Here is a 20,899-nt window from a genome sequence, read left to right on the forward strand (position 1 = left end):
CGGAGCACCACCCCGGCCGTCAGGCTCCTCGCGCGGCCGTCCACCGCAGCGGCAGGCGCTTGACGCCGCGCTGGAAGTTCGAGCGCAGGAGCGCAGGCGACCCGTCCAGCTCCAGCGAGCTGGTGCGGCGCAGCAGCTCGGCGAACAGCGCACGCATCTGCACGCGGGCCAGCTGGGCGCCCAGGCAGAAGTGCGGCCCGTGGCCGAAGGACAGGTGCGGGTTGGGGGCGCGGCGGACGTCGAAGGCGTCGGGGTCGGGGAACACCGTCCCGTCGCGGTTGGCCGAGGTGAACGAGACGACCACCTTGTCCCCGGCCCGGATGCGCACGCCCGCGAGGTCGACGTCGCGGCTCGCGGTGCGGCGGAACACCATGACCGGGGTCCACCAGCGCAGCATCTCCTCGACCGCACCGGCCAGCAGCACCGGGTCGGCGCGCAGGGCGGCCAACTGCTCGGGGTGCTGCAGCAGCGCGATCAGACCGCCGGGCAGGCCGTTGCGCAGCGTCTCGTTCCCGGCGACGGCGAACAGCCAGAACAGGTTCTCGAACTCGGCGTCGCTGACCTGGCCGCCGTCCTCGTCCACCTGCGCGAGCAGGATCGACATGACGTCGCTGCCGGGTGCACGCCGTTTGTCCTCGGCCAGCAGGCGGGCGTAGGCGTAGAGGTCGGGCATGCCGGCGCGGGTCCGCGGGTCGGGCATCCGCCCGTCGGCGCCGGGGGAGGGGCGCAGGGTCAACGCCTCGCGGGCCAGGGCCGTCCCGCCGGTCCCGTCGAAGGCGGCGGAGACCGCGTAGTCGGGGTCCTGCCAGCCGATGACGCGGTTCGACCAGTCGAAGAGCAACCAGCGGTCCTCGGCCGGGACGCCGAGGATGTCGGCGAGGGTGAGCAGCGGCAGGTCCGCGGCGACGTCCTTGGCGAAGTCGCAGTGTCCCTCGGCCGCGCCGTCGACCATGCGGTCGACGAGCCGGGCCGCGGTCGCCTCGATCGACGCGGTGAGCCCGGCGACGGCCCGCGGGGTGAAGGAGCGGGTGAGCAGCCGTCGCAGCCGGGAGTGGTCCGGCGGGTCCGTGTTGAGCATCATCCGGCGCACCCACGCCAGGTCCGCCGCGTCGCGGACCTGGGTGGCGCCCAGCCACGAGGAGAAGGTCGCCGGATCCCGCAGCACCCGCTCGACGTCGGCGTGCCGCAGCACCAGCCAGAATCCGGACCCCTCCGGCTGGCCGTGCAGCGCCGGTTCCTCGACCCAGGTCACCGGTGTCTCGGCGCGGAGCCTGTGCAGCACCTCGAACGGCGGACCGGTCTCGTAGGTCACCGGGTCGACGATCGACGTGGTGTCCCGCGAGCCGGCCGGCGCGCTCATCGGCCCGTGAAGGACGGGACCCGCTTGGCCAGGAAGGCCTCGACCGCCTCGCGGTGGTCGGCGGTCCGACCGAGCTCGGCCTGCAGTCGCGCCTCCCGCGCCAGGCTGCTCTCCAGGGAGTCGGTCGCCGCTGCCGCCAGGACGGCCTTCACGGCCCAGTAGGCCGCGGTCGGTCCCTGCGCCAGCCGTCCGGCCAGCGCCTGGGCCTCGGCGAGCACCGCCGCCGGATCGACGACCCGGTGCACCAGACCCCACTGCAGCGCGGTCTCCGAACTGAACGGCTCGGGGAGGAGCAGCAGCTCGGTGGCGCGTGACGTCCCCAGCGCGTGCACCAGCCGGGCGGCGAGCCCCGAGTCGCTGGACAGCCCGATGCCGGTGAACGCGGTGCCGAACTTCGCGCCGGCAGCCGCGACGCGCAGGTCACCGGCCAGGGCCAGTCCGAGCCCGGCGCCGACGCAGGCGCCGTTGACGCCGACCACCACCGGGACCGGCACCGCGGCGAGTGCCAGGGCCATCGGGTTGTAGGAGTCCGCGACGACGTCCATCGCCGTGGTGGGGTCGGCCCGCAGCGCCTCGACGTGCTCAGCCAGGTCCTGTCCGACGCAGAACGCCCGCCCGGACCCGGTGAGCACCACCGCGCGCACGTCCCCGTCGGCAGCGACGGCGCGCAGTGCGTCGGTGAGTTCCGTCCGGGATCGCCGGGACAGGCCGGGGGACTGCAGGGTGAGCGTGACGACGCCGTCGGCGTCGGTCCGGGTCACCGCGGGATCGGTCGTCGACGTCATCGTCGGGTTCCTCGGGGTGGGAGTGCGGGTCAGGAGTAGGTGTGGAAGCCGCGTCCGGTCTTGCGACCGAGCTCGCCGGCCGCGACCTTGTCGCGCAGCAGCCGGGGCGGGGCGAAGCGCTCCCCGAGGGTCCGGTGCAGGTACTCGGCGATCGCCAGCCGGACGTCCAGGCCGACCAGGTCGGTGGACCGCAGCGGGCCCATGGGGTGGCGGTACCCCAGTTCCATGGCGGTGTCGATGGCCTCGGCGTCGGCGACGCCCTCCTCGAGCATCCGGATGGCCTCCAGGCCGAGCAGCACGCCCAGCCGCGAGGAGGCGAAGCCGGGGGAGTCCTGCACCACGACGTCGGTCTTGCCCAGGGCCCGGACCCACCTGCTCGCCGTCCCGACCAGCTCCGGCTCGGTCTCGCGCGCGACGACGACCTCCACCAGCTTCGAGGCCGGAACCGGGTTGAAGAAGTGCAGACCCAGGAACCGGGCAGGCCGCTGCAGCACCGCGCCGAGCTCGGTCACGGACAACGAACTGGTGTTGGTGGCCAGGACGGCGTCGGGTCCGACGGCGGACTCGGCGGCGCGCAGCACCTCGGCCTTCAGGTCGGCCCGCTCCGGCACGGCCTCGACCACCAGGTCGGTCCCGGCCGGGAGCTCCGCGGCCGAGTCCACCAGCGTCAGCCGGCCGAGGACGGCCTCGACGTCCCCGTCGAGCTTTCCGCGGCGGGCGGCCTCCGCCAAGCCCTCGCTCACCCGGGTACGCGCGGCTTCCGTGGCGTCGCCGCCGGCCTCCACCACGTCCACCCGGGCGCCGGCGGCGAGGAAGACCTGCGCGATCCCGGCACCCATGCGGCCGCCGCCGATCACGCCCACCCGCGCCGGGACGGCGGTCACACCCGCTCCACGAGCATGGCGACGCCCTGCCCGACGCCCACGCAGAGAGTGGCGAGGCCGCGCCGTCCGCCCTCGCGCTCCAGGCGGCCGAGCAGGGTCACCAGCAGCCGGGCTCCGGAACAGCCGAGCGGATGACCGAGCGCGATCGCGCCGCCGTCGGCGTTGACGATCTCCTCGTCGATCTTCAGCCGGCGCAGTACGCCGATCGACTGGGCGGCGAACGCCTCGTTGAGCTCGACGGCGTCCAGGTCACCCACGCTCCAGCCGGCCTTGCCCAGCGCCTTCTCCACCGCCGGGACGGGACCGAGGCCCATGACGTTCGGGGCGACGCCGGCGCTCGCACTGACCACGATCCGGGCGCGCGGGGTCAGGCCGTGCCGATCCACCGCATCGCCGCCGGCCAGCACGAGTGCGGCGGCACCGTCGGACAGCGGCGAGCTGTTGCCGGCGGTGACCACACCCCCGGAGCGGAAGACGGGCCGGAGCCTGCCCAGCGTCTCCAGGGACGACCCGCGGCGGGGGCCCTCGTCGAGGCTGACCTCGACGGTCTCCTTCCTCGAGCGCACGGCCACCGGGACGATCTCCGACGCGAACCGGCCGGCGTCCTGCGCGGCGAGCGCGCGCTCGTGGCTGCGGACGGCGAACGCGTCGCACTCGTCGCGGGTGAGCCCGTCGAGCGCGGCGATCTCCTCGGCCGTCTCGCCCATCGACAGGGTGATCTTCCGGGTCCGCGGATCCTCGGGGTGCTCCACCGCCTCGTCGTGCGCGGTGAAGGCGGGGTTGGTGAACCGCCACCCGAGAGCGGTGTCGGCGATCTCGCCGGGCTTGGCCCACGGTGTCCCGGGCTTGGCCATGACCCACGGGGCGCGGGTCATCGACTCGACGCCACCGGCGATGGCCAGGTCCAGTTCCCCGGCCCGGATGGCAGCTGCGGCCGACGCGGTCGCGGTGAGACCGGAGGCGCAGAGCCGGTTGGTGGTGTAACCGGGGACGGTGTCCGGGAGGCCCGCGAGCAGGACGGCCATGCGCGCGACGTCGCGGTTGTCCTCGCCGGCCTGGTTGGCGGCCCCGAGGACCACCTCCTCGACGGCGTCGGCCGGTGCGCCGGACCGGCGCAGCGCCTCCCCGACGACGAGTGCGGCCAGGTCGTCCGGGCGGACGGCGGCCAGGGCGCCTCCGTACCGGCCCTGGGGGGTGCGGACCCCGTCGACCAGGAAGACCTCGGTGGACCCGTGGGACATCGGCACTCCTCAGCGTCGTCGGGAAGGCGACGGGGGAGCCCCGTGACCGCGATTTCCCGACCAAGCGTTCAGTAAATGGAGGGCCAGTGTGGCGGACGCCCGGTCGCCGGTGCAAGCCCCCGCTCGGGCCGGTCGCCTCGATCCAGGTGGACCGTGACGCGGGCCACGGAACGCCGTATCCTCCCCATTACCGACCAGACGGTCAGGAATGGTGCCGGAAGGAGACCCGGGTGCCCGCCTCTCCAGCAGTGCTCGACGTGGCGCGCGTGACGCGCCTGGAGGCGTGGCGTGAGGTCCTGGCGCAGACCTTCGTGCCGCTGGAGGCCACGCCGCTGGGCGAGGAGGCGGCGTTCCACGGGCGGGTGCAGGCCGCGCCCGTGGCCGATCTGCAGTTGTCGATCGTGTCCGGGTCGGGGCAGGTCGTCCGCCGCACCCGTCGACTGGTGGAGCACGCCGCGGCCGACCTGTACAAGGTCGGCGTCCAGCTGCGCGGTCGCGGTCTCGTCGAGCAGGACGGCCGCGTCGCCGAACTCGCGCCGGGTGACCTCGCCGTCTACGACACCGCCCGCCCCTACGAGCTCGTCTTCGAGCGCGACTTCGAGATGCTCGTCCTGGTGGTGCCTCGTCGGCGGCTCGTCTCCCGTGCGCCGGGCCTGGACGGGTTGACCGCGGTGACGATCTCCGGTGCGCGGGGCAGCGGCGCGCTCACGTCGTCCCTGCTGCGAGGACTGGACCCCCGGACCGCGCGACAGGGCGCGGAGGCGGTCTACCTCAGTGACGCCGCGGTCGACCTGGTGGCGGCCTGTCTCGCCGGCTGCAGCGACTCGCGGGGGGCCGCCCCGGGCGCGGATGCGGTCGTGCTGGCGGCACGGCGCTACATCGAGGACCACCTCGCCGATCCGGCGCTGTCCCCGGCGGAGGTGGCGACCGCGGTCCACATGTCGCTGCGGCACCTGCAGAAGCTCTTCGAGCGGCGCGGGTCGACCATCACCGGCGGGATCCGCGAGCTCCGGCTGGAGCGGTGCTGGCACGACCTGGCCGATCCCCGGCTGGCGCACCGCCCGGTCGCGGCGGTCGCCGCCTCCTGGGGTCTGGTGGACGCGGCCCAGTTCAGCCGCGCCTTCCGTGCCCGGTACGGGACCACCCCGCGCGCGCACCGGGCGGACCTGACGGCCCGCGACGGCTGAGGCGCATGGGTCGACGGTGGTCGTCCTGGCACAAGAGCTGGGCGCGCAGACGCAAGGCTGCCGGTGTGGCCGCCCGCACGCTCGCAGCGGCGGACCCGTCCGGGCCGCGGTCAGCCGACCGGCGAGGAGAAAGACGCGTGACCAGCACCGACATCCTTCCCCACCAGCTGTTCCTGGCGGGTGAGTGGCGCGACGGCGGAGCCGGGACCTTCGCCGACGTCAACCCGGCCACCGAGGACACGCTCGTCGAGGTGGCGGCCGCCTCGGCGGAGGACGTCAACACCGCCGTGGCCGCGGCCCGTGCGCAGCTGTCGGGGGAGTGGGCCGCGCTGCCGGGCTCGCAGCGGGGGCGGATCCTCGCACGGGTCGCCGACCTGATCGAGCGCGACGCGGAGATCCTGGCCCGGCTGGAGGCCCTCGACATCGGCAAGCCGGTCATGCAGCCCACCGTCCTGGACGTGCCGAATGCCGCCCGCACGTTCCGGCACTTCGCCGGCTGGGCGGACAAGATCACCGGCACGGTGATCCCGACCGACGGCTACTTCGGCCGGCCCACGCACTCCTACACGCGGCGCGAGCCGGTGGGTGTCATCGCCGCGATCGTGCCGTGGAACACGCCGCTGATGATCGCGGCCTGGAAGCTCGGGCCGGCTCTGGCCGCGGGCAACACCGTCGTGGTCAAGCCCGCGGAGGACGCGCCGCTGTCGATCCTGCACCTGGCCGGGATCCTGCAGGAGGCCGGCGTCCCCGACGGTGTGGTCAGCGTGCTGCCCGGCCTCGGCTCGGTGACCGGCCAGGCGCTGGTCGACCACGCCGACGTCGACAAGATCAGCTTCACCGGGAGCCCGGAGGTCGGGCGGCACATCGGCATGGCCGCGGCCAGCTCCTTCAAGCGGGTCACCCTCGAGCTCGGCGGCAAGTCGCCGCAGGTCATCCTCGCCGACGCCGACATCGAGGCCGCCGTCGGCGGAACCGCCATGGGCCTGTTCTTCAACCAGGGGCAGGTCTGCGCCGCCGGCACCCGCGTGCTGGTGCACCGGTCGCTGTACTCCGACGTCGTCGACGCCCTCGCCGGCGCGGCGTCCCAGCAGGTCCTCGGCGACCCGTTCGACCAGGCCACCACCATGGGGGCCCTGGTCAACAAGAAGCAGCAGGACCGGGTGCTCGGCTACATCGCCAAGGGGCAGGCCGAGGGCGCGCGGCTGGTCGCCGGCGGCGCCCGCCCCGACCACGCCGGCTTCTTCGTGCAGCCGACGATCTTCGCCGACGCCGACAACGACATGACGATCGCCCGCGAGGAGATCTTCGGTCCCGTCGGCACGGTCATCCCCTTCGACGACCCGGCCGACGCCGTCCGGCTCGCGAACGCGACCACCTACGGGCTCGCCGCCACGATCTGGACCAAGGACGTCACCGCCGCCCACACCCTCGCGGCCCAGGTCCACGCCGGTGCGGTGTGGGTCAACGGCTGGGCCGCCATCGACGCCGCCCTACCGTGGGGCGGCATGAAGTCCAGCGGCATCGGCCGTGAACTCGGCTGGAGCGGCATCGTCGCCAACACCGAGGAGAAGGTCGTCACCGTCGTCCTCTGAGGACGCGGTGCCTGCCCGACCCCACTGAGAGAGGAGCGCTTCCCCGTGCCCATCACCACCAAGGTGTCGCTGGTCCGCAAGGCCCCCGGGACCTACGAGACCGCGACCGTCGAGCTCGACGACCCCCGCCAGGGCGAGGTCACCGTCAAGATCGCCGCCTCGGGTCTCTGCCACTCCGACGACCACGTCGCCACCGGCGACGTGCCGGTCGGCGTCTACCCGTTCGTCGGCGGCCACGAGGGCGCCGGCGTGGTCACCGCCGTCGGCCCGAACACCCCGGGCTACGAGGTCGGCGACCACGTCGTCTTCTCCTTCCTCCCCGCGTGCGGCAGGTGCGAGTTCTGCGCGCAGGGCATGTCCAACCTCTGCGACCTGGGCGCCTCGCTGCTGACCGGCGCCCGCGCCGAGGACCCGACCAGCTTCCGCATGTCGGAGAACGGGCAACCGGTCGGCCAGCAGTGCGGCATCTCGACGTTCGCCGAGTACACGACCGCGTCCGTCGACTCCGTCATCAAGATCGACAAGGAGATCCCGCTCAAGTCCGCCGCACTCGTCGGCTGCGGCGTGCCCACCGGCTTCGGTGCCGCGGTGAACTCCGCGAACATCAAGCCGGGCGCCACGGTCATCGTCATGGGCATCGGCGGGATCGGCGCCAACGCGCTGCAGGGCGCGGTGCACGCCGGGGCGACGACGGTCATCGCCGTCGACCCGGTGGCCAGCAAGGGCGAGTGGGCCCAGCAGTTCGGCGCCACGCACTTCTACACCTCGATCGACGAGGCCGCCGACCACGCCCGCTCCCTCACCAACGGGCAGGGCGCCGACGCCACCATCGTCACCATCGGCGTGGTCGAGGGCGAGCACGTTGCGCAGGCGCTGGCCAGCATCCGCAAGGCCGGCACCGTGGTGCTCACCGGCCTCGGCGACATCACCGCCGTCGGCGCGCCGATCGCGCTCGGGGACCTGACGCTGATGCAGAAGCGCCTGCAGGGGTCGCTGTTCGGGGAGTCCAACCCCCGCCACGACGTGCCCAACCTGCTGCGCATGTACCAGGCCGGCCAGCTCAAGCTCGACGAGCTGGTGACCCGGGAGTACACGCTCGACCAGGTGGCCGAGGCCTACGAGGACATGCACGCCGGCCGCAACATCCGCGGCGTCGTCGTCTTCGACTGATCGTGCCCCCGGTGCCGCAGCCACCTGGTGACTGCGGCACCGGGGCGTCGCGCGCCGGGTGTGCAGGGCCTCCCGTCCACTCGGCTCGGGCGCGGTGCATCGCGGCCGTTCGTCACACCTCCGCTGCGCCGTCCTGCGTCGGTGAGCCAGGGACGGCGTGACCCCGGGTCAGCGGCGAGTCCGTCGACCACCGTCAGTGGCCGCGCGGCGTCGCTCAGCGCAGCGCGGCAGCGACCTCTGCGGCGGCCGCGGTGACGGCTGCACCGATGCGCGCGGTGTCGGCGCCCGCGTCGACGAAGACGACCGCGATCGCGGCCCGCGTCCCACCGTCGGGACCGAGGATCGGCGCAGCGACCGACCGCAGGCCGGCGATGACCTCACCGTGCGACGTGGCCCAGCCGAGGTCCCGGGCCTCCCTGAGCTCTGGCCGGTCGTCGCCGGATGGCGGCTCCTGGATCAGCAGCGCCAATCCCGGAGCTCCACGGCCGACGGGATGACGGATCCCCGGGCGGTACACGACGTGTGCCTGCGAGTGCTGGGGTTCGACGCTCGCCACGGTCACGGCGTCGTCTCCGGACCGGACGACGAGGAACGCGGTCACCCCCAGCTCGGCCACCAGCGCGTCCAGGCGGGGGAGGGCGGCCGTCTGGAGATCGCTGCGTACGCCGCGGGCGAGCCCGGCGATGCCGAGTCCGAGCCGGTAGCGCCCGACGGCGTCCCGCTCGACGAGCTGGTGGTCCTCCAGCGTGCGCAGCAGCCGGTAGGTGATCGACCGGTGCAGGCCGAGCGCTTGGCCGATCTCGGTGATCGGCTGAGGAGTGCCGACCGCGGCCAGGTGCTCGAGGATGCGGACACCGCGGTCCAGCGTCTGGGACTGGGGCACCGCCCCGTCGTCGTCTGCCACTCGTCGCCGTCTCTCTCGGTGGTCGATCGTTTCCAGCCTACGGTCGGCGCAGCGGGACAGGCCCCTGGAAGCGACACGGCCCCGGCCCGCGACGGGGCCGGGGGCCGTGTCGCGGTCGCTCAGCCGTTGATCACCTGGGGGACGGCGACGGCCTTGAGGCCCTCGGCGCCGAACTCCAGGCCGTAGCCGGACTTCTTGTGTCCGCCGAAGGGGATCATCGGGTGCACCCCGCCGTGGGCGTTGATCCAGACGGTGCCGGCCTGCAGGTGGGCGGCGACGGCGCGGGCGGCGTCGCGGTCGCTGCTCCAGACCGAGGCGCCGAGGCCGACGTCGAGCCGGTTGGCCATGGCGATCGCTTCGTCGATGGTCTCGTAGCGGATGATCGGCAGGGCGGGGCCGAACTGCTCCTCGGCGACCAGTGGGTTGTCGTCGTCGATGTCGGCGACGAGGGTGGTGGGGTAGAAGTGGCCGGGGGCGTCGGGGTCGGGGTCGCCGCCGAGCAGGATCCGCGCGCCGGAGTCGCGGGCGGCGTCGACGAGGCGGGCGACGATGTCGTACTGCGCGCGGTTCTGCAGCGGGCCGAGCACGTTGTTCTCGTCCAGGCCGCGGCCCATGGGCATGGCCTTGGCGACCTCGGTGAGGGCGGCGACGACGTCGTCGTAGACGTCGGTGTGCACGTAGAGGCGCTTGAGGGCGGCGCAGGTCTGGCCGGTGTTGATGAACGCGCCCCAGAACAGGCCCTCGGCGATGGCCTCGGGGTCGACGTCGGGCAGCACGATGCCGGCGTCGTTGCCGCCGAGTTCGAGGGTCAGGCGCTTGACGGTGTCGGCCGAGCTCTTGATGATGGCCTGCCCGGTGGCGGTGGAGCCGGTGAACATGACCTTGTCCACGTCGGGGTGGGCCGACAGTCGGGCGCCGACGTCGCGGCCGCCGGCGACGGCGGTGAGCACGTCGGCCGGCAGGACGGTGTTGAGGACGTGGACCAGGGCCAGCACGCTCAGCGGGGTGTACTCCGAGGGCTTGACGACCACGGTGTTGCCCATCCGCAGCGACGGCGCGACCTGCCAGATGGTGATCATCATCGGCCAGTTCCACGGGCCGATGGCGCCGACGACGCCGATCGGGCGGTAGTGCAGCTCGGCGTGGACCTCGCCGTCGTCGACCACGGTCTCCACCGGCAGCGGGGTCGCTGCGGTGGCGCGCAGCCACGCGGCGCAGGCGCCGACCTCGAAGCGGGCGTTGGGGCCGTTGAGCGGTTTGCCCTGCTCGCGGGAGAGCAGCTCGGCCAGCGGCTCGGCCGCCGCCTCGATGGCGTCGGCGGCGCGGTTGAGCAGGTCGATGCGCTCGGCGTCGGCGCGGGCGGCCCAGGCCGGCTGGGCGGCCCGGACCCGCGCGACGGCGGCGTCGACGTCCTCGGCCGACCGCTCGGCGACCCGGCCGACGACCTCGCCGGTCGCCGGGTCGAGCACCTCACGGCCGTCGGGGTCGGTCACGGCGGCCAGCAGGCTGTCGTAGGTCGGCGTGCCCGAGGTGGTGTCCACGGGCTCGCTCACGGTCGGAGTGGTCATCGTCGGCCTCTCGGTGGAGTGGATGGCGCCTTGCGGTCGAGAACTGCAGTAGGGAACCTGAAGCTGAACGGGCCGTTCATCGGGAGGGTTCCACCCGGCCCGTCACCTCGCCGAGCGCGATCCGGATGCCGTCGGCGCCGGGCGCGCTCGCGGTGATGGTGATGACGTCGCCGTCGTCCAGGAAGGTGCGCGTCGTGCCGTCCTGCAGGGTGATCGGCTCCTTGCCGCCCCAGGACAGCTCGATGAACGACCCGCGCTGGTCCTTGCCGGGGCCGGAGACGGTGCCGGAGGCGTAGAGGTCACCGGTGCGCAGGCTGGCGCCGTTGACGGTCATGTGCGCCAGCTGCTGCGCCGGGGTCCAGTACACGAGGTCGAAGGGCGGGCAGGAGATGAGTTCGCCGTTCAGGCGGACCTCGATGGCGATGTCGAGGCCCCACGGCTCGGCATCGGTGTCGTCCAGGTAGGGAAGGGGCTTCGGGTCACGTGAGGGGGGCGTCACCCGGGCGCCCTCGAGGGCGGCCAGCGGAACCACCCACGGCGACACCGAGGTGAGGAAGGACTTGCCGAGGAAGGGGCCCAGCGGCACGTACTCCCACGCCTGCAGGTCGCGGGCGGACCAGTCGTTGACGAGGCAGACGCCGAACACGTGGTCCCGGAAGGCTCCGAGCGGCACCGGGCGGCCGAGTTCCGACGGCGTGCCGACGACGAAGCCGATCTCCGCCTCGATGTCCAGACGTTGTGAGGGGCCGAAGGTCGGCGCGTCGTCGGACGGCGCCTTGCGCTGCCCCGACGGGCGGACCACCGGCGTGCCGGAGACCTGGACGGTGCCGGAGCGGCCGTGGTAGCCGATGGGCAGGTGCTTCCAGTTCGGGGTCAGGGGAGGGGAGTCGGGCCGGAACATCCGGCCGAGGTTCTCCGCGTGGTGCTGCGAGCTGTAGAAGTCGACGTAGTCGGCGACCTCGATCGGCAGGTGCATCGTCACGTCGGTCCGGGCCAGCAGGTGCGGCTCGATCGTGTCCCGGTGCGCCGTGTCGGTGAGCCAGGTGGTCAGGTCCGCCCGCAGGGCGTGCCACGCCTCCGGCCCCCGGGCCATGAAGGCGTTGAGCGAGCCCGTCGCGTGGACGTCGTCGCCGGTGGCTGCCTGCAGGTCGAGGACGAGGTCGCCGATCGCGACGCCGGTGCGACGCCCGGTAGCGGGGGTGGAGAAGACGCCGTACGGCAGGTTGCCGAGTCCGAACCCGTTGTCCGGGGACAGGTCGAGCCAGCTCTGTGCGTTCGCGGTCACGCGGGGATCCGATCGGGTGAGGGCAGCAGGTCGAGAGCGACGAGGTCGTCGACGGGCTCGAGCACGCTGCAGGTGCCGAAGGAGGTGAACAGCGCCCGGGCCCGCTCGCAGCGCTGAGGCGGCCAGGTCCGGAGTGCCGCGACCATTCGGCTCGCGTCGGAGTCACGCAGGTGCTCGGCGGCGATCTGCGGTGGCGCCCCGGCCGACATCGCGGAGACCGCCAGCAGCAGGTTGAGGAAGCCGTGGTGCTCGAACCCCGTCGCCGGGTCGGTGTGCCGGACGGCGTGGTGCAGGCCGGCGGTGCACTTGAAGGCCACGTCGCGCGCGATGCAGGCGTGCAGGGTCTCCGCGAGCTCCGCGGCGGACGGGAACAGCTCCGGCCGCACGCCGCCGGTGCGCAGCTTCGCGCGGTAGCGGGTGCCGGCGAGGACGTCGAGCACCTCGTCCCGCGCCGCCGAGCGGGGCACTTCGATCGCCGCCGGCACGGTGGCGGGCAGCACCTCGTCGAGTGCGCGCACCGCCTCGGCGGCGGCCTCGGCGTCGGCGACGACCGGTACCTCGACCGCGGCCAGGTGCAGGCCTGGGTCCTCGACCCGACGGGTGGCGGCCGGCAGGTCGCCGGCGGACACGATCAGCGAGATCCCGAACGCCGGGCCGACGTCGAGGTGCACGCTCAGCTCGTCGAGCCGGGTGGCCGGTACGACGAAGGGGCCGACGAGGTCGCCGAGCCGGGTCCGCAGTTCCCGGTGGGCCGGCACCGCGGCGGCCATCGGGGCGTCCCCGGGTGGGAAGAGCGCGGCGTCGTCGAAGAGCCCGTCGAAGAGGGTGGTCACGCCGACGGCCCTCGGCCCGACCAGGTCCAGGCGTACTTGCCGTCGTCGACGGCGAGCCCGCCCTCACCGAGGTCGAGCGGCCGGAAGGTGTCGACCATGACGGCGAGCTCGTCGAAGTACTCGATGCCCAGGGAACGCTCGACGGCGCCCGGCTGCGGGCCGTGGCTGTGCCCGCCCGGGTGCACGGAGATCGAGCCCTTGCCGATGCCGGAGCCCTTGCGGGCCTCGTAGTCGCCGTCGACGTAGAACATGATCTCGTCGGAGTCGACGTTGGAGTGGTAGTAGGGCACCGGCACCGCCTGGGGGTGGTAGTCGACCTTGCGGGGCACGAAGTTGCAGATCACGAAGTTGGCGCCCTCGAAGACCTGGTGCACCGGCGGCGGCTGGTGGACCCGGCCGGTGATCGGCTCGTAGTCGGCGATGTTGAAGACGTACGGGTAGAGGCAGCCGTCCCACCCGACCACGTCGAAGGGGTGCTCCGGGACGACGTGGATCGTGCCCGTGAGTCCTCCTGGACCCCTTCCGCGGTGCTTGACGTAGACCTCGACGTCGGTGCCCTCGGCCAGCAGCGGCTCCGTGGGGGTGCGCAGATCGCGTTCGCAGAACGGGGCGTGCTCCAGGAACTGCCCGTACTTCGACAGGTACCGCTTCGGCGGGGCGATGTGGCTGTTGGCCTCGATGGCGTAGGTCCGCAGCGGCTCGCTGCCGGTCGGGACCCAGCGGTGCGTGACGGTGCGCGGGATGATCACGTAATCGCCCTGCCCGACGTCGAGGGCGCCGAAGGACGTCTCGACCGTCGCCGTGCCGCGTTCGACGTAGACGCATTCGTCGCCGGTCGCGTTGCGGTAGTACGGCGAGGTCGCCGAGGAGACGGCGTAGGAGATCCGGACGTCGCCGTTGCCCAGCACCAGGCGCCGGCCGGTGACCGCGTCGGTGGCCTTGTGCTCCTCGCACGGGAACAGGTCGTGCAGCTTCAGGTGCCGCGGCGTCAGCGGGGCGTTGGGCGTGAGGGTCTGGTCGGGCAGCTCCCACGGGCGGGCGTCGACGATCGCCGACGGGATGCCGCGGTGGTAGAGCAGCGACGAGTCGGAGGAGAAGCCCTCCTCACCGACCAGCTCCTCGGAGTAGAGGCTGCCGTCGGGAGCGCGGAACTGGGTGTGCCGCTTCGGCGGGACGCTGCCCACCTGCTTGTAGAACGCCATGGGAGTGCCTCCAGAAGGGTCAGGCCAGGACGGGGCTGGGAACGGAGCGGTCGAGCAGCCGGGCCACCGCGGGGGCGACGTCGGCGGAGCGTGTGAGGACGGCGGCCACGTGACCGTCGGGGCGCAGCACCCAGATCTCGTCCGGGCGGGCGCCGAGCGCGTCGCGCAGCGTGGGGCCGGCGTCGAGGTCGCTGATGCGGTGCACGGCGACGGGCAGGTCCGCCGGAAGGGTCTCCGGCAGGGAGGGCAGCGCGGCGTCGTCCCCGACCAGCACGGTCACCCCGGAGCGGGCCAGCTGCCGCAGCCGCACCAGCTCGGGCCGGCCGGGCACGCTGATCGGGCAGTCGGGCACGAGGACACCCGGTGCCGGCACGGGGACGTCCCCGCGGGCCGGCCGGCCGGGGAACGGCCGCCGCTCGTCGGGGGTCGTCAGCGGCGAGTCGACGTACCAGAACGGCTCGGCGAGCCGGCCCGAGTCCACCTGGGTTCGTGCGGAGGGATCGGTCGCCGCCCGCTCCAGGACGTCCAGGCGGTGGGCTGCCTCCTCGTCGCTACCCGGCACGAGGAACCGCATGGTGTCGCCGGTGACCGCGATGTTCTCCAGCGCCGCGGCGTGCCGCTCGTCGTGGTAGCTGTCGAGGAGCGACTCCGGGGCCCAGCCACGGAGGACGAAGGCGATCTTCCAGGCGGCGTTCTCGGCGTCCAGCACACCGGAGTTCAGGCCCCGGGCACCGAAGGGGGAGACGAGGTGTGCCGCGTCGCCGGCGACGAGCACCCGGCCGACCCGCATCCGGTCGACGACCCGGGAGTGGAAGCGGTAGACCGACTTCCACGCGATCTCGTAGGGCCGGTCGCCGATCACCTGCCGGATCCGCCGGTCGAGACCGCCGGAGGCCTCCTCGGCCGCGAGGTCGAAGTCCGGGGGAACCTGCCAGTCGATGCGGAACGTGGAGTCGGGGCACGGGTGGATCAGCACCTGCCGACCGGGGTTCCACTCCGGGTCGAAGTAGAACCGCCGCTCGGTCTCCCAGCCCGGCATGTCCGTGCGGATGTCGCAGATGAGGAAGTGGTCGTCGAACGTCTCGCCCTCGAAGGTGAGGCCGAGGGCCGCGCGGATCTCGTCGCTGCGCGGGCCGGCACACGCGACGACGTAGGAGCCCTGGACGGACGTCTCGCCGCCCTCGGTGGCGCAGACGGCGGTGACGCCGGACTCGTCCTGCTGGATGCCGGTGACCCGGTGGCCCCAGCGGACCTCGATCAGCGGTTCGGCGGAGATGCGCTCGTCGAGCAGCTGCTCGGTCTCGCACTGCGAGATGTTGACGAACGGGGGGAAGGGGGACTTCCCGCGGTCGGCGAACTGGAAGCTGAAGAGCTCCTGGTCGCGGTGGAACGTCCGGGCGGTCGTCCACGTGACGCCGCGGCGGGCCACTTCGGCGCCGACGCCGACGGCGTCCCAGACATCGAGGACGTCGCGCTGCTGGCAGATGGCCTTGCTGCCGATGACGTCGCGCTCGGAGCGTCCGTCCAGGACGACGACGGACAGGCCCCAGCGGGCCAGGAGGAGGGCGGTGGTCTGGCCGACCGGGCCGCAGCCGAGCACCAGGACCGGTGCGCTGGTGGTGGGAGTGGTCATCGCCGTCGTCAGCCCTGCAGCTCGTCCCAGACCTGGCGGTCGCGCTCCGCCGTCCAGATCACGGGGCGCTCGATGCCGTCCATCTCGTCCCAGAGGCGTTGGACGTCGAAGGGCAGGCAGTGCTCGAAGATCGGCCACTTGCCGTACTTCGGGGCCAGGGCGGTGTGAGTGGCCTCGAAGGCCTGCTTGAGGGTGCCGCCGGCACGGTGCACGTCGCCGACGGTGCGCTGCATGGTGAGGAGGAAGTCGCGCGTCTGCTCGATCGCGGCGTCGACCTGGTCCCGGCCCCGGGCGATGGCGCCTCGCCCACCGATGAGCTGCTGCGCGCCGAGGGCCTTGACCCGGTCGAGGGTGTCGGAGGCCCAGTCGAAGTGGAACGCGTCGCCGGTGTAGAGCGCGGCCTGGGACTCGACGAGGTCGCCGGCGAAGAGGATCTCGTGCTTGGGGATCCAGGCGACGATGTCGCCCTCGGTGTGGCCGCGGCCGAGGAACTCCAGCACCAGCTCGCCGCGGTCGCCGCCCAGTTCGATGGTCAGCTTGTCGCGGAAGGTCATCGTGGGCCAGGTGAGGCCGGGGATGGACTCGGGCTCCTCGAACAGCCGGGGCATCCGGCCGTACTCGCTTACCCAGTCCTGCTGGCCGCGCTCGGCGATCAGGCCCTTGGTCTGCTCGGAGCTGACGATGATCTCGGCGTCGAAGGCGCTGGCGCCCAGCACGCGGACGGCGTGGTAGTGGGACAGCACCAGGTAACGGACCGGCTTGTCGGTGTGCTCCCGCAGCTTGGCCAGCCAGCGGCGCGCGGCGACGGGGGTGGCCAGCGCCTCGAAGCACACGAGGAAGTCCTCGCCCTCGATGGCACCGAGGTTGGGGTCGCCTTCCGCGGTCAGGGCGTACACGCCGTCGGCGAGCACCTCGAGGGTCTGCTCCTTGACGCCGAGGTCGGCGGAAGAAGCGAAGGGCTTGGTTGCCATGAGGGGATCTCCTGATCCGCCGTTGTTCGATAGCCGAACAGTGTGTTCCCTTACCGGTCCAACGGTACGGGCGGGTGGCCTGCGACACAAGGCCTGGTGAGCTTTCGATGTCGCTGAAACGGCGGCGCCCGGGCGCCCGACGGAGGTCGTGGGAGCCCGGGCGCCGGAGGGGCATGGGTCAGGGGACAGGCGTCCACGCCATGTCGATGGACACGACCTCGCTGACCGCAGCCATCCGCCCGAACTCCGGCATGTTGGCGGCCTTGGCGTTGGCCGCCTCCGCCTGCTCGACGCTGTCGTAGATCCAGACGTCGGTCCACAGGCCGTCCTCGCCCTTGGCGATGACCGGAGCGGCCACGAAGCCCGGGATGGCGGCCTGGACGGCTGCGACAGCGCCCGGGCGACTGGCCAGGAACTCCTCCTCCTGCCCCTCCTGGACGCGGATGTGGACGAACTCGACGAGGTGCTGCTTCATGGGGATCCCTTCGGAAGGTGGTGGTGCGTCAGGACCGGGACAGAGCCGGCTGCTCGGGCAGGACCACGTCGACCGTGGTCAGGAAGGTGTGCACGTGGCGCGCGGCGCGCATGCCGCTCTCGATGGCGCCGTCGATGAAGCCGGCCCACCCGTTCGCGTAGTCGGCGCCGGCGAGGGCCACGCGACCCTCCGGTCGCTGCAGTTCGGCGAGAGCCCCGGTCAGCTGCCCGGCCCGCTGCATCGGCCAGGTCTCGCCGGAGAGGTCGTCCGCTACCCAGTCGTGGCTCGTGGTCTCCAGCACCTCGACGTCGGGAAGCCAGCCGCGCAGGGCCTCCTGGACCGCTACCCGGTCGTTGCCGTCGAGCCGCTCGCTCACCGAACCGAAGGCGACCACGAGCGTCTCGCCGTCGCCGACCTCCTCGACCTGGCACAGCGTGAGCGGTGCCGACCCCGGGGCCAGGGCGACGAACGGCTCGTACTCGCCGCGCAGCCGTGCCCAGACCTTGACCCCCTGCGACGTCTGACCCTGGTGGGCGGCCCGGCGCTTGCCCTCCGACAGCGGCGGGTCGAAGGTCACCGAGTCGAGCACGTTGAGCGGCAGGGTCACGACGACCGCGGCCGCCGTCAGGATCGTGCCGTCCTGGAGCGTGACGGTGGCGCCTCCGTCGTCCTGGGTGACAGCGGAGACGCGGGCGTCGGTGCGGATCTCCACGCCGGCGTCGGCGGCCATCGCCTCGATCAGCCGGCGGGTGCCGCCCACCACCTTGTAGGTGGCGCAGGCCTCGAACATCAGCTGCCAGCTGCCGCCGGCCAGAGCGCACCAGCGCAGCGCCTGCGCGTAGCCGCCGTCCTCGGTCCGGCCGCTGAAGTTCGTCGCCCACATGCCCTCGACGGCGTCGAACTCGTCAGCGCTCAGGCCGACCTGCTCCAGCTTCTCGCGGATGGTCAGGGTGTCGATCCCGGCGAGCGAGTCGCCGCTCAAGAGCGGCTGGTAGGGCTGCGGGAAGTACGTGAGTGCCTCGGCCGTGCTGGCTCCCATCCCGCGGTCGATGAGGCCGAGCAGATCGTCGGCGGTGCCGCTGTGCAGGGCGCCGCCGGCGATCCAGTGGCCGCGGACCGGGGTGGGGGAGGGCTTGACGTCGATGCCGTACCGGCTGAGCTCGGCCCAGGAGTGCGGCTGGATCCAGTGGACCCACGTGCCGCCCATCTCCAGGTCGCGACCGAGTCGACTGTCGGTCCACGTACGACCGCCGATGCGGTCGCGGGCTTCCAGGACGAGGGTGCGGTGCCCCTGCCTGTGCAGCTCCCGGGCGGCCGTGATCCCGGCGAACCCGGCGCCGATGACGATGACGTCGGCATCGTTCGAGGTGCTCATGTCTTCTCCTTGCGGGCGTACGGGGGCGGTCAGTGGGTGGTGGCGCCGGCCAGGTTCGCCGCGGCGGCCGGGGTGTCCGCATCGGGCGTAGTCCGGCGGACTGACGCGAGCGCCACTCCGACGAGGACCACCAGCGGAACGGAGGCGATCAGCGGCAGAGCGGTGCCAACCGAGCCCCCGATGAGCAGGGTGAAGTTCGTCAGCACCAGGACGGCCAGCGCGGCGATCAGCACGGCGGCGAGGACCGGGGCGATGAGCGTCTGCCACGGCCGGGTGTCCAGCTTGGTGCGCCGGAAGAAGACCACCACGGAGATCGACGTCAGGAAGTACAGGACGACCAGGCCGAGGACGGCCACGCCGCTGAACCAGGCGAACAGCGTGAGGACCGGGTCGAGCCCGAGGACCGCGAACGGCATGACCAGGAGCAGCGCCATAACGGTCTGCAGCGCGCTGGCGACGTACGGCGCACCCTGCCGCGTCGTACGGGCCACGACAGACGGGAAGATCCCCGTCTGTCCGAGCGAGTGGACGTAGCGGTTCGACGCGTTGTGGAAGGCGAGGATCCCGGCCAGCAGCGACGTGGCCAGCAGGACGCCGCCCACCTCGGCGGCCCACGGACCGAGGGCGTCGGAGATGGCGGCGAACAGCAGCACCGTGCCGTCGCCGGACTCCAGCGCGCTGCCGGCGGCATCGACGACCTGGCTGGCGCCGTAGTGGCTGACGACCATCCAGGAGACGAACGCGAAGAACAGCGCGATCGTGGCGACGGCGAGGTAGGTGGCCCGGGGCACGGTGCGCGCGGGGTCCTTGGCCTCGGCCGAGTAGATGGCGGTGGACTCAAAGCCGAACATCGAGGCGATGCCGAAGGTGAGTGCGATGCCGGGTGCACCGGCGAGGAAGGCCGAGGGGGTGAACGATGCGCCGGGGTTCAGCCCCTCGGGGCCGCCGCCGGTGAAGAGGGTGACCAGCGCGAAGGCCAGGAGGATCGACATCTCGGCGGCGACCAGCACTCCGAGGAATCGGGCGCCGAGGTCGATGTTCAGGGAACCGAGCACCTGCACCACGGCCATCGTGACCAGTGCGCACACCCACCACGGAGGAGCGAAGCCGAGGTAGGTGTCGAAGAGGAAGGACACGATGAAGCCGTAGAGCCCGTACATGCAGGCCTGGACCGTGTTGTACGACCACAGGGCGAGCATCGCGGAACCGGTGCCCAGGCGACGTCCAAGGCCTCTGCCGATGTAGGCGTAGAAGGCGCCTTCCTCGGTGACGTGTCGGCTCATCGCGATGAAGCCGACCGCGAAGATCGCGATCACCACGCCGACGACCAGGTACGCGGCGGGCGCACCTGCGCCGTTCCCGAGCGCGACCGCCAGCGGCAAGGCGCCACCGATGCCCGTCAACGGCGCCTGGGCGGACAGGACGAAGAACAGGATGCCGACGACGCCGATCGCGCCGCGCCTGAGCTGGCGGTTGCCGCCCCGCTCGTCGACGGGGGTGGCCGGGGGCTGCGTTGCCTGGGACATGGTCGCTCCGATGAGTGGGCGGCGGATCACGCTGCGGGCAGTGACCACGACAGCGGGAGAGCGGCGTCGTCCCTGATCCGGGACGACGGACTGCGGAGTGCCGGCGCTACAGGCGGAACTGTCCACCTGGACAGTTGTGACCGCTGGCACGAAGAATGCACGCGGGTGTGAAACTGGTCAAGTGGCCAGCTTCACCTTTTTTCACGGTCAGGGGTGCTGGCCGGGTTGCGGCCGAGCGCGGCACGACTTCGTGCGTACCGTCGACCCATCGAGGAACGGGGTGACATGACAGGGACCGAGACGGCGGCGATGACCGCGCGCCCGGCACCGGGCTATGGGGAGGGCCGACAGGCTCTGCTCGCTGCGGCCGTCCACGTCGTGGCCACGCGGGGGCTGCGCCACTTGACCTACCGATCGGTGGCGCAGGAGGCTCGTGTCGCGCACGGGCTGGTGGCGCACCACTTCGGGACCCGGGACGCCCTGCTCGAGGCCGCCCTGGAGTTCTCGCTGGCCAACAGCGTCGGCTCGATCAGCGCCGCTCCGGGCAGTGGCGACCTGGAGGCAATCTTCGCCGGCGTCGTCGAGATGGTGCAGGCCAACCCGGACGACCAGGCCTTCCAGTACGAGCTGATCCTGGAGGCCCGGCGCCGTCCGGAGCTCCGGCCGCATGTGGTGCAGGTCTACGCGACCTACCGTCAGGCGCTCAGGAATGAGCTGGACGCCGCCGGCATCCGAGCTGACGATGCTCTGGTCCACCTGGTCTTCGCGGCGGTCGACGGCCTGGTGTTCCAGCAGGTGTGCCTGGGCGACCCGGATGCTGCCGGTGCCGGGGTGAAGCGGTTGCGCGATCTGCTGCGACCGTTGGCCTGACGCTCCCTCAGCGGGGCGCCGGTCCGATCCGGGAGCGG

The 20,899-nt window shown here is 72.6% G+C and carries 18 protein-coding genes; 4 read left to right on the top strand and 14 right to left on the bottom strand.

Translation table 11 applies throughout. The annotated features are described in order from the left end of the window. Window positions 1-19: 19 nt before the first annotated feature. The 4 genes from LY71_RS08685 to LY71_RS08700 are packed head-to-tail and all read right to left on the bottom strand — an operon-like array spanning window position 20 to window position 4,270. Window positions 20-1,360: a cytochrome P450 gene (locus LY71_RS08685; protein WP_106276585.1), complete on the bottom strand. Its 1,341-nt coding sequence runs from the start codon at window positions 1,358-1,360 to the stop codon at window positions 20-22. Continuing rightward, on the bottom strand, window positions 1,357-2,145 hold the full coding sequence (locus LY71_RS08690; protein ID WP_106276586.1) for an enoyl-CoA hydratase-related protein: 789 nt from the start codon (window positions 2,143-2,145) through the stop codon (window positions 1,357-1,359). Before LY71_RS08690 ends, LY71_RS08685 begins: the two co-directional genes overlap by 4 nt. Before the next feature lie 29 nt (window positions 2,146-2,174). Further along, window positions 2,175-3,029, bottom strand: coding sequence for a 3-hydroxyacyl-CoA dehydrogenase family protein (locus LY71_RS08695; protein ID WP_245887774.1), 855 nt, complete (start codon window positions 3,027-3,029; stop codon window positions 2,175-2,177). Beyond that, complete coding sequence (locus LY71_RS08700; RefSeq protein WP_106276587.1) at window positions 3,026-4,270, bottom strand: thiolase family protein; 1,245 nt, start codon at window positions 4,268-4,270, stop codon at window positions 3,026-3,028. Before LY71_RS08700 ends, LY71_RS08695 begins: the two co-directional genes overlap by 4 nt. Window positions 4,271-4,536: 266 nt before the next feature. Here LY71_RS08700 and LY71_RS08705 point away from each other — a divergent pair, with 266 nt between their 5' ends. The 3 genes from LY71_RS08705 to LY71_RS08715 all read left to right on the top strand — a co-directional run bounded on the left by LY71_RS08705 (window position 4,537) and on the right by LY71_RS08715 (window position 8,219). Then, a complete protein-coding gene (locus LY71_RS08705; RefSeq protein ID WP_211297221.1) occupies window positions 4,537-5,457 on the top strand; it encodes an AraC-like ligand-binding domain-containing protein in 921 nt (306 codons plus the stop codon). Window positions 5,458-5,594: 137 nt separating this feature from the next. Continuing rightward, window positions 5,595-7,049, top strand: a complete 1,455-nt coding sequence (styD, locus tag LY71_RS08710) for a phenylacetaldehyde dehydrogenase StyD (RefSeq protein ID WP_211297222.1) — start codon at window positions 5,595-5,597, stop codon at window positions 7,047-7,049. Window positions 7,050-7,094: 45 nt separating this feature from the next. Continuing rightward, on the top strand, window positions 7,095-8,219 hold the full coding sequence (locus LY71_RS08715) for an NDMA-dependent alcohol dehydrogenase (RefSeq protein ID WP_106276590.1): 1,125 nt from the start codon (window positions 7,095-7,097) through the stop codon (window positions 8,217-8,219). A 214-nt stretch (window positions 8,220-8,433) separates the two neighbouring features. On the opposite strand, the gene LY71_RS08720 is transcribed toward LY71_RS08715, so the two are convergent. The 10 genes from LY71_RS08720 to LY71_RS08765 all read right to left on the bottom strand — a co-directional run bounded on the left by LY71_RS08720 (window position 8,434) and on the right by LY71_RS08765 (window position 19,991). After that, window positions 8,434-9,102 carry an IclR family transcriptional regulator gene (locus LY71_RS08720; protein WP_245887775.1) on the bottom strand — a complete coding sequence of 223 codons (669 nt, stop codon included), beginning with the start codon at window positions 9,100-9,102 and terminating at the stop codon, window positions 8,434-8,436. 140 nt (window positions 9,103-9,242) lie between these two features. Then, the gene (locus LY71_RS08725; RefSeq protein ID WP_245887776.1) at window positions 9,243-10,676 is read right to left on the bottom strand and encodes an aldehyde dehydrogenase family protein; all 1,434 of its coding nucleotides are present in this window, start codon (window positions 10,674-10,676) and stop codon (window positions 9,243-9,245) included. Window positions 10,677-10,767: 91 nt separating this feature from the next. Continuing rightward, a complete protein-coding gene (gene fahA / locus LY71_RS08730; RefSeq protein WP_106276593.1) occupies window positions 10,768-11,976 on the bottom strand; it encodes a fumarylacetoacetase in 1,209 nt (402 codons plus the stop codon). Continuing rightward, window positions 11,973-12,809 carry a hypothetical protein gene (locus tag LY71_RS08735; protein WP_106276594.1) on the bottom strand — a complete coding sequence of 279 codons (837 nt, stop codon included), beginning with the start codon at window positions 12,807-12,809 and terminating at the stop codon, window positions 11,973-11,975. The genes fahA and LY71_RS08735 overlap by 4 nt, the downstream gene beginning before the upstream one ends. Next, window positions 12,806-14,011: a homogentisate 1,2-dioxygenase gene (locus tag LY71_RS08740; protein WP_106276595.1), complete on the bottom strand. Its 1,206-nt coding sequence runs from the start codon at window positions 14,009-14,011 to the stop codon at window positions 12,806-12,808. The genes LY71_RS08735 and LY71_RS08740 overlap by 4 nt, the downstream gene beginning before the upstream one ends. A gap of 19 nt (window positions 14,012-14,030) precedes the next feature. Then, on the bottom strand, window positions 14,031-15,644 hold the full coding sequence (locus LY71_RS08745) for an FAD-dependent monooxygenase (RefSeq protein WP_106276596.1): 1,614 nt from the start codon (window positions 15,642-15,644) through the stop codon (window positions 14,031-14,033). Window positions 15,645-15,652: 8 nt separating this feature from the next. Further along, entirely contained in the window at window positions 15,653-16,615 is a 963-nt protein-coding gene (locus LY71_RS08750; protein ID WP_106276597.1) for an MBL fold metallo-hydrolase, read from the bottom strand. A gap of 178 nt (window positions 16,616-16,793) precedes the next feature. Further along, entirely contained in the window at window positions 16,794-17,090 is a 297-nt protein-coding gene (locus tag LY71_RS08755) for a hypothetical protein (protein ID WP_106276598.1), read from the bottom strand. Between the two features lie 28 nt (window positions 17,091-17,118). Beyond that, window positions 17,119-18,465, bottom strand: a complete 1,347-nt coding sequence (locus tag LY71_RS08760) for a flavin monoamine oxidase family protein (protein ID WP_106276599.1) — start codon at window positions 18,463-18,465, stop codon at window positions 17,119-17,121. Between the two features lie 29 nt (window positions 18,466-18,494). After that, window positions 18,495-19,991 (bottom strand): APC family permease, encoded by a 1,497-nt coding sequence (locus tag LY71_RS08765; protein WP_106276745.1) that lies wholly within the window; start codon window positions 19,989-19,991, stop codon window positions 18,495-18,497. Between the two features lie 285 nt (window positions 19,992-20,276). Between LY71_RS08765 and LY71_RS08770 the strand changes: the two genes are divergently transcribed. Beyond that, window positions 20,277-20,861 carry a TetR/AcrR family transcriptional regulator gene (locus LY71_RS08770; protein WP_211297223.1) on the top strand — a complete coding sequence of 195 codons (585 nt, stop codon included), beginning with the start codon at window positions 20,277-20,279 and terminating at the stop codon, window positions 20,859-20,861. The last annotated feature ends 38 nt before the right edge of the window (window positions 20,862-20,899 follow it).

Origin of the sequence: Geodermatophilus tzadiensis, from assembly GCF_003002915.1 — a bacterium.
In the GTDB taxonomy this organism is placed as follows: Bacteria; Actinomycetota; Actinomycetes; order Mycobacteriales; family Geodermatophilaceae; genus Geodermatophilus; species Geodermatophilus tzadiensis.